Annotated in this window: 13 protein-coding genes and 1 tRNA gene; 12 read left to right on the forward strand and 2 right to left on the reverse strand. The window is 34.9% G+C overall.

Annotated elements, in window-relative coordinates; all coding sequences use genetic code 11:
* Positions 1-163: 163 nt before the first annotated feature.
* The 9 genes from ACR1PN_RS16700 (at position 164) to ACR1PN_RS16740 (ending at position 6,926) form a co-directional block, all read left to right on the forward strand.
* Entirely contained in the window at positions 164-1,027 is an 864-nt protein-coding gene (locus ACR1PN_RS16700) for a MotA/TolQ/ExbB proton channel family protein (RefSeq protein ID WP_378181032.1), read from the forward strand.
* A gap of 61 nt (positions 1,028-1,088) precedes the next feature.
* Positions 1,089-1,697, forward strand: coding sequence for an ExbD/TolR family protein (locus ACR1PN_RS16705; protein WP_433980948.1), 609 nt, complete (start codon positions 1,089-1,091; stop codon positions 1,695-1,697).
* Positions 1,698-1,710: 13 nt separating this feature from the next.
* Complete coding sequence (locus tag ACR1PN_RS16710; protein WP_433980949.1) at positions 1,711-2,253, forward strand: ExbD/TolR family protein; 543 nt, start codon at positions 1,711-1,713, stop codon at positions 2,251-2,253.
* 44 nt (positions 2,254-2,297) lie between these two features.
* Positions 2,298-3,143 carry an energy transducer TonB gene (locus tag ACR1PN_RS16715; protein WP_433980950.1) on the forward strand — a complete coding sequence of 282 codons (846 nt, stop codon included), beginning with the start codon at positions 2,298-2,300 and terminating at the stop codon, positions 3,141-3,143.
* A 71-nt stretch (positions 3,144-3,214) separates the two neighbouring features.
* The gene (locus ACR1PN_RS16720) at positions 3,215-3,403 is read left to right on the forward strand and encodes a DUF308 domain-containing protein (RefSeq protein WP_433980951.1); all 189 of its coding nucleotides are present in this window, start codon (positions 3,215-3,217) and stop codon (positions 3,401-3,403) included.
* Complete coding sequence (locus ACR1PN_RS16725) at positions 3,393-4,265, forward strand: PstS family phosphate ABC transporter substrate-binding protein (RefSeq protein ID WP_433980952.1); 873 nt, start codon at positions 3,393-3,395, stop codon at positions 4,263-4,265. The genes ACR1PN_RS16720 and ACR1PN_RS16725 overlap by 11 nt, the downstream gene beginning before the upstream one ends.
* A gap of 102 nt (positions 4,266-4,367) precedes the next feature.
* Positions 4,368-6,014 (forward strand): tetratricopeptide repeat protein, encoded by a 1,647-nt coding sequence (locus tag ACR1PN_RS16730; protein WP_378181013.1) that lies wholly within the window; start codon positions 4,368-4,370, stop codon positions 6,012-6,014.
* A 79-nt stretch (positions 6,015-6,093) separates the two neighbouring features.
* Complete coding sequence (gene bshB1 / locus ACR1PN_RS16735; protein WP_433980953.1) at positions 6,094-6,813, forward strand: bacillithiol biosynthesis deacetylase BshB1; 720 nt, start codon at positions 6,094-6,096, stop codon at positions 6,811-6,813.
* A 36-nt stretch (positions 6,814-6,849) separates the two neighbouring features.
* Positions 6,850-6,926: transfer RNA gene (locus tag ACR1PN_RS16740), tRNA-His, on the forward strand.
* 109 nt (positions 6,927-7,035) lie between these two features.
* Here the strand turns inward: ACR1PN_RS16740 and ACR1PN_RS16745 are convergent.
* Together ACR1PN_RS16745 and ACR1PN_RS16750 are read right to left on the reverse strand one after the other, a co-directional pair.
* Complete coding sequence (locus tag ACR1PN_RS16745) at positions 7,036-7,371, reverse strand: DUF3276 family protein (protein ID WP_029295477.1); 336 nt, start codon at positions 7,369-7,371, stop codon at positions 7,036-7,038.
* Between the two features lie 99 nt (positions 7,372-7,470).
* Positions 7,471-9,132, reverse strand: a complete 1,662-nt coding sequence (locus tag ACR1PN_RS16750) for an ABC transporter ATP-binding protein (RefSeq protein ID WP_433980954.1) — start codon at positions 9,130-9,132, stop codon at positions 7,471-7,473.
* A 90-nt stretch (positions 9,133-9,222) separates the two neighbouring features.
* Here ACR1PN_RS16750 and nusB point away from each other — a divergent pair, with 90 nt between their 5' ends.
* From nusB to yajC, 3 genes are read left to right on the forward strand one after another with little or no spacing between them, the layout of a single operon-like run.
* Positions 9,223-10,128 carry a transcription antitermination factor NusB gene (nusB, locus tag ACR1PN_RS16755; protein ID WP_378181004.1) on the forward strand — a complete coding sequence of 302 codons (906 nt, stop codon included), beginning with the start codon at positions 9,223-9,225 and terminating at the stop codon, positions 10,126-10,128.
* Between the two features lie 17 nt (positions 10,129-10,145).
* Positions 10,146-10,670: a DUF1573 domain-containing protein gene (locus ACR1PN_RS16760; RefSeq protein ID WP_433980955.1), complete on the forward strand. Its 525-nt coding sequence runs from the start codon at positions 10,146-10,148 to the stop codon at positions 10,668-10,670.
* A 10-nt stretch (positions 10,671-10,680) separates the two neighbouring features.
* On the forward strand, positions 10,681-11,034 hold the full coding sequence (gene yajC, locus ACR1PN_RS16765; protein WP_378180998.1) for a preprotein translocase subunit YajC: 354 nt from the start codon (positions 10,681-10,683) through the stop codon (positions 11,032-11,034).
* Positions 11,035-11,099: the final 65 nt, after the last annotated feature.

An 11,099-nucleotide genomic window follows, 5' to 3' on the forward strand; every position in this document is an offset into this window, starting at 1 on the left:
GGAAAAATTAATAAAATATCTGAAAATAATTGCGTTTTTAGAATTAGGGTATATTAAACCTTTGAAAAAAAGATAAAATGTTTTCTCATACTCTTGTATTTTAATTATTTTTGCCTTTATTTTACAAACTCTAAAATTTTAAAACAATATAATTTAGTTAAATATGGAAATGAATGTTTCAAAAAATGATGAGCAAGTAGTTGCTAGAAAAGCAGGAGGTCTTAATCCAGCTGTAATTATTCCTATTCTATTAGTTATAGGAATTTGTATTTGGTTATTCGTATTGGGTAGCCCGGGTAATTTTAAAGCTGATCCAAGATTGGCAGGTGCGTCAGTAGCGTTTTCTGATGTAGAAGGTAAAGAAATGCATCCAGAAGGATTCTTGGGAATGATCTACATGGGAGGTGTTATTGTACCATTATTGGTAACATTCATGATTACTGTAATCGTTTTCTCATTTGAAAGATATTTTGTTTTAAACAAAGCTTCAGGTGCAGGTAACGTAGATAACTTCGTAGTTAAAGTAAGAAGTTTATTAAATAGCAATAAAGTTGACGAAGCTTTAGAAGAGTGCGACAGACAGCAAGGTTCTGTAGGGAACGTTGTAAAAGAAGGTCTTACCACTTACAAAGCATTATCTCACGATACAACTCTAAATAAAGAGCAGAAAATGGTTGCTCTTAACAAAGCTATCGAAGAGGCTACAACTCTTGAAATGCCAATGTTAGAGAAAAACATGATGATCCTTTCTACTTTAGGTACTGTTGCAACGTTGGTAGCACTTTTAGGAACGGTAATCGGGATGATTAGAGCATTCTTTGCATTAGGAGCTGGAGGTGGTACTCCGGATGCAGCTGCATTATCAATCGGTATCTCTGAAGCTTTGATCAATACGGCATTAGGTATTGGTACTTCTGCAGTAGCAATTATCCTTTACAACTTCTTTACTTCTAAGATTGACGGATTGACTTATAAGATCGACGAGATCGCAATGAGCATTCAGCAGTCTTTCGCAGAATTCCACTAAGATATTGTGTGAGTCTGTGTTTTTACACAAAAAAGAAGTTTTAATAATTAGATAATAAATAATGGCGAGAATAAAACCAAAAAGACATGGTGTAGTTACGGATATGACGGCAATGTGTGACGTTACGTTCCTACTACTTACGTTCTTTATTATGACCACTCAGTTTAAAAAACCTGATGTGGAGCAAATCAAACCGCCATCTTCAATCTCTGAGAAATTACTTCCTGATGCAAGTTTAATGACAATTAATGCTACTCCGGATGGTAAATTTTACTTCCAACCGGTAGAAAATGCAACAGAGAGATTAAAGCTTTTAGAGAAAATGGGTGCGAAGTACAATGTTACTTTTGACGATAAACAAAAAGCTGCATTTCAAAAAGTACAGGCAATTGGGGTTCCTATGAACCAATTGAAAAGCTACTTGGATTTGCCAGAAGATGAGCAGAAAAATTATAAGAGTCCTACAGGGATTCCGATGGATAGTACAAATAAACAATTAACCGACTGGGTAAAAGAGAGTTTAAGCGTTAACCCTGATTACAAATTAGCAATCAAAGGAGACGTTACAACTAAATATCCTAAAGTGAAAAGTTTATTTGAGGGTTTAAGAGATATCGATTTTCTTAAATTTTGGTTGATTACGTCACAAGAAGGTAAACCTAACGAATAATTGAGAAGAAGAAATGGCAGAAGTACAAGTACAGGATAAGAGTGCCAAGGGTGGCAAGGTTCGATCCAAGAAAAACAACCCCAGAGTCGATATGACTCCAATGGTTGACCTTAATTTCTTACTATTGATGTTCTTTATGTTTACATCAACGTTTAGTAAACCAAATGTGATGGATTTAGGTCTTCCGGCTAAACCGAGAGAAGATCAGCCTAAACCTCCACCAACAGAAATTGACTTATCTAATTCAATTACTCTTCTATTAGGAAAAGACAATAGAGTTTTTTGGCATCAGCAAGATCCGGCAGGACTTAATGACCAAACTTTAATGGAAACTTCATTAGATAGAGAAGGTATTAGAGAAATTATTAAGCAAGCAAAAGCAAAGGCTAAAAAGAAAGATCTGTTTACAGTGATTATCAAGCCTACTGACGATGCGGTATATAAAAACTTTGTAGACATTCTTGACGAAATGGCAATTACAAAAAGCGAAAGATATGGTGTTACCGATGTTAAGCCTTTTGAAAAAGCTGTTTACGATAAGAAGGTTGGTAACTAATTTGTAGTTATTACAAAGAGTTTAACAATTAAATTTGCAATACAATGGCAGATGAAAATGTATACAGTCAAAATCTTACATTAGACGAGATTGTATTTGAAAATAGAAATAAAGAATATGGTGCTTACGATATCAGACATCAGTATCCTAGATTACTGACGAAGTCTTTTATCATTGGTACAGGATTATTCTTGGTAACTGCTTTATCTCCTTTCATTTATATGACAATTAAAAGTATGAATGAAAAGGATGCTGTAGAAGTAAAATCTGATTTGGTAGAAATTATCGAAGAAGATCCGATTATCGAGCAGCCTAAAGAAGAAGAACCACCTCCACCACCTCCACCACCAGTTGAGGAGGAGAAAATTGAGATCATCCAAAATGTAGTTCCGGAACCGGTAAAAGCTCCAAAAGTGGAGACTCCGCCGCCGCCAATTTCTAAGCAGTTAGAAACAACTACAGGTTTGGTTAATCAGGAGGGAGTAAAAGCTCCGGCTTATACACCACCGCCACCGCCACCATCAACAGGAACTAAGGCTTCAACTGCCGAAGTAAAACCTCAGGTGAGTGATACCCAGGTGTATAGTGAAGTAGAGCAAACTGCTGAATTCCCTGGTGGTATTAATGCATTTAGAAATAAATTCCAGAACAGCTTTGACGGTTCTGCTATGAACGGTGATGAAGGTGCTGTAAAAACTGAAATCACTTTTGTTGTTGAGAGAGATGGAACTATTACAGACGTAAAAGCTAATGGTAAAAATTCTGATTTTAATTCAGAAGCTATTAGAACAATCAAATCTATCAAGAACAAATGGACTCCGGCCAAAATTAACGGCCAGTCTGTTCGCTACAGATTTAGATTCCCTGTTTCAATGAATTTTGAGGGGTAATTTATTTAAAATAAATTATAAAAAGAGAGACATATGTCTCTCTTTTTTATTTTTTTTAATATTTTTGTTGTATGATGTTCAATTGGTTGTCTTTAGTCGCAGGAATTTGTTACGTAGTCTTAGGAATCGTAATGATGATCTACAAATTCTTCGAACCTATCTATTCTTATGCTTTAGGAGCAGTATTAATACTTTACGGAATCTTCAGAATCTGGAGGGCTGTATCTAAATTTAGAAATACAGAGGAAGATGAAGAATAAAATGAAAATATTGTTCTTTTTGTTGGCATTATTTTTTGTAAGTTGTTCAAAAAAAACAGAGTCAAAAGTAGCTTACAATAAAGGTGAAATGATTATTTCAACTGATGAATCGTTCAAGAGTGTAACAGAAGCATTAGTAGAAGGATACATGATTAGTTATCCTGAGACAAAGATTACTGTTGTCACAAATAAAGAAGACCTTGGTTTTCTCGATTTACTTAATGACAAGGTTAGGATTTCTGTGATGTCAAAAGAATTATCTCCAGAAGAGATTAAAGCGTATGAAGAGAAAGTTGACATGAAAATTATTCCTGCAAAATTTGCTGCAGATGCTGTTGTTTTTTTTGTTCCAAAAGATTCTGAGAGATCAAGCGTTACAATAGATGAAATAAAAAATGGCTTACAGTCAGAAGACAAAAATTTTGTTTTTGACGGAACCAATTCCAGTAATTTAAACTTTGTTGCCCAAAAACTTAAAAAGCAACCAAAAGATTTAAAATTTTCTATTATTCCGGGGAGTGTTAACGTTATTGAAGAACTAAAAAAATATCCGAATAAAATTGGAGTGATTGGTTTGAATACTATTAGCAGACCCTATGACAAAGGAGCAGAGAATTTGAGAGAAATGATTAAAATTCTTCCAGTTATGGATAATGGGAAATCTTACTCTCCAGATTCTGAGGGTCTTAAAGACATGAGGTATCCTTTCACAAGAGTTCTCTATTTCTTAACAAATGAAGGAAATTTTAACATCGCCAATGGTTTCATCAGATATTCTTGCACTCAATTGGGGCAAATGATTGTCGAGAAAGAGGGCTTACAGCCATATAATATCTACAGACGCGAAGTTCAAATGCGTTAAAAATTCTTAATATTACCTTTTAAACCATATAAATGCATTATTTTGGTCTGAAAATTGTGTAATTGTAATTCGGTTTTTTAAAATTACAAGTTTAAAATAATAATGAAAGATATAATGATTATGAATGTAAAGAAGATTGCTTTAGGTGCAGCAGTGGTATTTTTTACCAATTTTGCTTTTGCACAATCATTACAGGATGGTATAAACAGTATTGATAGCGATAAATTCGCAGCTGCAAAAACCAATTTTTCCGCGATGATTGCAAAAGAGCCTACAGCAGAAAACTATTTTTACTTAGGAAATACTTTCTTAAGACAAGCTGAGCCTGATTTTGCTGCAGCTACGGAAAATTTTAATAAAGGTTTGGCAGTTGATAAAAAAAGTTATTTAAACCAAATTGGTTTAGCAACAGTTAAATTAGGGAAAGGTGATAAGTCAGCTATTGCTGAAATTCAAAAAATTGCCGAATCCAGAGAAAAAGATGCTGAAGTTCAGTATAGAGCTGCCGAAGCATTGACTTTATTCGATAAAAATAACTCTCCTGATTTAGCAATTCAGTTTTTGAATAAAGCTATTGAAAGAGCTTCTAAAAAAGAAGTACCTGCATATTATTACTATACTTTAGGAGATGCTTACAGATTAAAAAGAATTCCCGGAGATGCAATGTCTGCTTATGACAAAGCTTTACCATTAGCTAAAAATAAAGCTTCAGTTCATACAAGAATCGGTACGCTTTGGATGGCTGCTCAGCAATGGCAACAAGCTAAAACAAGCCTAGACAAAGCAGTTGCTACAGACGCTACTTACGCGCCTGCTTATAAAGCATTAGCTGCATATAATATTAAATATCAGGAAAATGCGAAAGCAACTCAGGATTTGATCAATTATACAAAATATGCTGATGAGGATCCTTATACCCAATTGGAAATTGCAAAGCTGTATTTTACCAATGAAGATTATGCGAACTCAAAAGCTATTTTAGATAAGATTTTTGATAAAATTAATGATCCTATCAAGTTTAAGTTGAGAGCTTATGTAAACTATGCTGACGGACAATATTCAGAAGCTAAGAAAAACATGGATACTTTTGTTTCCCAGGCAGATAAATCAAGAGTACAGCCTGCAGATCAAGGGTTAATGGGATTAATAGCTGCAGGTTTGGCTAAGACAGAAACTGATGCGGCTAAAAAGTCAGCATTACAGGCAGAATCTCAACAAAAGATTGCCATTGCAAAAAGTGCAAAAGATGAGACTCTCAAATGGGATATGGAGTTAGCTAAAATCAATGGAGGCGGCGCGTCACAAGCTTCGGCAGATGCAGGACCGACTACCCCTGAAATTGAAGCTGCTAAAAAACAGGTAGCTGCAAATCCACAGGATTCTGATGCTCTTTACAAATTGGCAAATGCTTACCAAGATGCTAAAAACTGGAATGGAGCTGTGTTGACATGGCAAAAGATGATCGGGTTACTTCCGGATTGGGCACCTGCTTATTACAGTCAGGGCTATGCTTACCAACAAGCAGGAAATAATGATGCTGCGAAAATTTCTTACGAGAAATTTATTTCAACAGTAAAGCCTGCTGAAGTTGAAGCTAACAAACAGACTCTTGCTTATGCATACTTTGCCGTTGCTTACCTTGAAAAAGATAAAGATTTGGCTAAAGCAAAAGATTATGTTGCAAAATCATTACAATTAGATCCGTCTTATCAGGATGCAGTAAAGCTTAATGCAGAGATCAACAAATAGTTTAAAATTTAAATTGTTAATATATAGACTTCCCATTCGTTATGTTTGGGAAGTTTTTATTTTATCTTACCTTTGAAACATGAAAACAGATATACTCGCTTTCGGTGCTCATCCTGATGATGTAGAATTAGGTTGTGGCGGAACTATAGCAAAACTAATTTCTGAGGGAAAAACCTGTGTTATTGTTGATCTTACAAGAGGTGAACTAGGAACAAGAGGTACGGATCTCACAAGAAAAGAAGAGGCTGCAGCAGCGGCTAAAATTTTAGGAGTTGCCGCAAGAGAAAATTTAGGCTTGAAAGATGGATTTCTGGTCAACTCTGAAGAATATCAGATGGAGTTGGTAAAAATGATCCGCAAATACCGGCCTGAAATCGTTTTGGCTAATGCAATTGATGATAGACATCCAGATCATGCAAAAGCAGCGAAATTAGAGTCGGATGCGTGCTTTTTAGCCGGATTGAGGAAAATTGAAACAGTTTTGGACGGAGAAATTCAGGAGGTTTGGAGGCCGAAACATATTTTTCACTATATCCAATGGAAAAATATCGAACCGGAATTCTGTATTGATATTTCTGAGCACTTAAATAAAAAGCTGGAAGCATGTATGGCATTTAAAACTCAGTTTTATGATCCGACTTCGAAAGAACCAGAAACACCAATTACATCAAAAGACTTTTATGAGAGCTTAACTTACCGTGCACAGGATTTAGGAAGATTATCGGGAGTGACTTATGCTGAGGGATTTACGTCTGAGAAGCTAATTTCTTTGAAAAATTTTGACGGAATTGTTTGGTAGTTGGGAAATCTTTCCTATATTTGCACTCACAAAACGGTGATTGTAGCTCAGTTGGTTAGAGCGTCGGATTGTGGTTCCGAAGGTCGTGGGTTCGAGACCCATCATTCACCCCAAGAAAGTACACTTTTATAGTGTACTTTTTTATTTTATAAATGAATTAAAATTGGGGCACAAAAAAAGCATCTTTTTTCAGATGCTTGTGTTTTTAGAAATTCTTTTTAATTAAACCTCGTCGTCAGAATCAATTGTGTATGTTCTGCTTTTGAAGTCTTTATCATGTTTTTCTGAAATAACATCCTCACCTTTTTCGTTAATGATGAAATCTGTGGACTCATTAAACATCTCCTGAAAACTTTTAAAATCTTCTTTATACAAATAGATTTTATGCTTCTCGAATGTAGCTTCTCCATTCTCTCCGAAATTCTTTTTGCTTTCGGTAATCGTAAGATAATAATCTCCCGCTTTCGTCTCGCGCACATCAAAGAAATAAGTTCTTCTCCCCGCTTTTAACACCTTAGTGAAAATTTCATTTTCATGGCGTTCCTTGTATTCACTCATTATTAGATATTTTTTAATCTTGTTAAGAACAAATATAAAATATTTCTGTCAACCACAAAATTTTTTTTATGATTTTTTTAACAATTCAAAATATTTTGACTATGCTGTTGTCGAATTGGTAATTTCGTTAAGATTTAGGATTTTATCGGCTCTCTGAGCGCTAGACTCTCGGTGTGTGATGATTATAGAAGTCGCATTATGAATTTTAGCATCAATATTTTCAAGGATGTTCTGTTCGGTTTCTGTATCTAAAGCGGAAAGCGAATCATCAAAAATAATAATATTTGGGTCCTTAATTAATGCCCTCGCAATACATATCCTCTGTTTCTGACCTCCTGAAAGCATCACCCCACGTTCTCCGACAAGAGTTTCATACTGATCTTTAAACTCCACGATGTTTTTATGTACATCTGCAATTTTAGAATATTCCACCACTTTTTCGTGGGTGGGATTGTCAATGGAAAAACCGATGTTGTGTTCAATAGAATCTGAAAAAAGATAGCTTTCCTGCGGAATATAGCCGATGAAATTTCTGTAATTGGTCAGATTATGATCTTTCAGGTTTTTTCCGTCGATTAAAATTTCGCCTTCCGTAGGGTCAATCAGTCTACAAAGTAGAAGGGCGATGGTCGATTTTCCACTTCCTGTTTTTCCCATAATGGCTAAAGATTTTCCGGCTTCTATTTTAAAACTTAAATTATCCAAAGCTCTAATTCCTGTATTCGGATAAACGTAAGAAACGTTTTTGAATTCAATATCTCCTTTAATAGGATAGTTTTCAAAATTCTTATTATAAATTTCAGATTGCTTCTCCAAAAATTCGTTAATTCTCTGCATAGAAGCTTCCGCTCTTTGATTGATGGAAGTTACCCAACCCACCATAGAAAAAGGCCAGATCAAAATGTTGATATACATAAAGAAATCAGCGATTTTACCGACAGTTAATTCTCCGGCAATATATTTTTGTCCACCAATTAAAATAACGACAACGTTCAGTAATCCGATTACAAATAAAATAATGGTAAAGAAATATGCTTCTGTTTTTGCTAAATCTAAAGCCTTGTCCTGATAATCGTTTACCTTCAGTCCGTAATTTTTCTGAATATATTTTTCTTTCGCGAAGTATTTTACCACTCTGATTCCTGAAAAACTGTCCTGCACAAAGGTGGAAATCGCAGATTGGCTTTTCTGCATTATTTTCGATTTCTTATTGATAATTGAGCTTACTTTAAAAATAATATACGATAAAACAGGTAATGGTAACAAAGTCCATAAGGTCATGGAAACATCTGTTTTAACCATATAAACACTAGTGATTAATAATAACACCACGAGATTTACTACATACATTACACCCGGCCCCAAATACATTCTTACTGCTACGATATCTTCACTTAATCGGTTCATTAAATCTCCGATAGTGGTTTGCTTGTAGTCTGTAAGTGATAAATCCTGATAATGCCTGTAGATTTTATTTTTCAGCTCGTATTCAATTCTTCTTGAAGCAACGATGATGGTCTGTCGCATCATAAAAGTGAAAAATCCGGTAAGAAGTGAGCAACCGACAATAATGGCAACATAAATAAGAACCTGTCTGTTGAAACCTAAATTGCCGTGTTTTGTGAGTTCGTCTACTGATCGTCCGACAAACTGTACTTTATAAATGTTGAAAAAATTACTGGCGATGATGAATAGTAACCCCCAAAACAATAATATTTTGTGTTTCCAAAAGTAAGGGTTCAGAGTTTTCAGTGCTTTCATAAACTTTCACAAAATTACGAAAATTGAAGGAGACTGAGAATTTCATAAATTTTAAATTTCATATCTTTGCACCCATAAAAAGCTCTTTGAATGTTAGGAAGAAGACAAATCCGTGAAAAAGTAGTAGAAAGTGTATATTCGTACTACCAAAATCCTGTAAAAATAGATGTTTTAGAAAAGAACATGTTTTCGGGTATAGAGAAAATTTACAACCTCTATATTTATCAGCTTAATTTTTTAGTAGGTCTAAAAGATTTGGCAGAACATCAGATGGAAATTGGTAAAAACAAATACTTCAAGACTGATTCTGATGTCAATCCCAATCAAAAATTTATCAACAATCAGGTTTTAAAAAAGCTTGAAGAAAACCCGGAAAGATTGTTCTTCTCCGGTCAGCATAAAGATTTAAAGTGGGATTTGCATGACGATATGCTGGTGAAAACTTTCCAGAGAATGACTGCAGGAAAGCGTTATCAGGATTTTATGAAAGAAGAAGGATACTCTTTTGAAGAAGATCAGAAATTTATCGGAAAATTATTTTTACGTTATATTGCCGAAAATGATGATTTTCACGATTATATTGGCGACAGAGAGCTTACCTGGGCGGATGATATTCATATTGCCAACTCAATGGTTCAGAAAACGATCGGTTTCCTGAAGGAAGATGAAGAGAGCCGTACGTTAATTAAAATGATTAAAGATGAGGAAGACAAAACTTTTGCAAGCAAATTATTAAGAGATACACTGAACAACTGGGAAGCGAATGAGAAAAAGCTTTCTGAGCGTTTGGAAAACTGGGATTTGGAGAGAGTTGCATTAATGGATAAAGTGATTTTAACAACTGCCATTTCTGAACTTGATAATTTTCCTTTTACCCCTTCAAGAGTTATCATTAACGAGTATATTGAGATTGCAAAAGTCTTTGCTACTGACAGATCGAATATATTCATCAACGGGATTTTAGATAAATACTGTAAAGATTTAAATAGAATATAAATTAAAATTAATTTAATATGAAAAAGACATTATCAATAATTGCTTTGTCTGTTATCGGATTCGGATTGGTTTCTTGTAAAAAAGAAGAAAATAAAACGACAGAAAATACTGAAATTTCAGGAGTGGATTCTACAAATGCTCCTTCTGCCGATTCTACGACAACATCTGTTGCTCCGGCTCCAGCTGTTACAGGAACAGAAGCTGCAGCTCCTGTAAAATCTAATCAGCCTACGACTACCATTGCATTATCTGAAAGCAATTTCGATTTTGGAAATATTAAAAAAGGTGCAAAAGTAAACCACGTTTACGAAATTACCAATACAGGAACAAACCCATTAATTATCTCTGAAGTAAAACCTGGATGCGGATGTACTGCTCCTGATTTTACAAAAGACCCTATTATGCCGGGTAAAAAAGGAAAAATTACTTTAAGCTTTGATTCTGCTAACTTTGACGGAAACGTACAAAAATATGCTGATGTTTTCGCCAACGTAGAGAATGCTCCTATCAAATTGACATTCAATGCCAATATTCAACCATAATTAAGTATTTATGTTGACATTATTTTTACAAGCACCTGCACAGGGAAACTCTACCACCATGTTGATGATGATGGGAGTGATGATTGTCGGATTTTATTTTCTGATGATCAGACCGCAGATGAGAAAACAGAAGCAGGAAAAAAAATTTCAGGATGACCTTAAAGTGGGAAGCAGAGTAGTGCTTACTTCTGGTCTTCACGGAAGAATTGCTCAGATTCAGGAAGACGGAGTTGTTATTGAAACGCTTTCCGGAAAGCTGAAATTTGAAAAAGCAGCGATATCGAGAGAGTTTACCGAAAATCGTTTTGGTGAAAAGGCTACAAAGGCTGCCGAGAAAAAAGAAGCAGAAACTGAAAAGAAATAATTTTAGTTTTGATAATATTGTGTTTCGGGGGGGGGGGGGAAAAACAACACCCCTACCCCCTTTTT

Source organism: Chryseobacterium sp. RLHN22 (assembly GCF_051011795.1).
Lineage (GTDB): Bacteria > Bacteroidota > Bacteroidia > Flavobacteriales > Weeksellaceae > Chryseobacterium > Chryseobacterium zhengzhouense.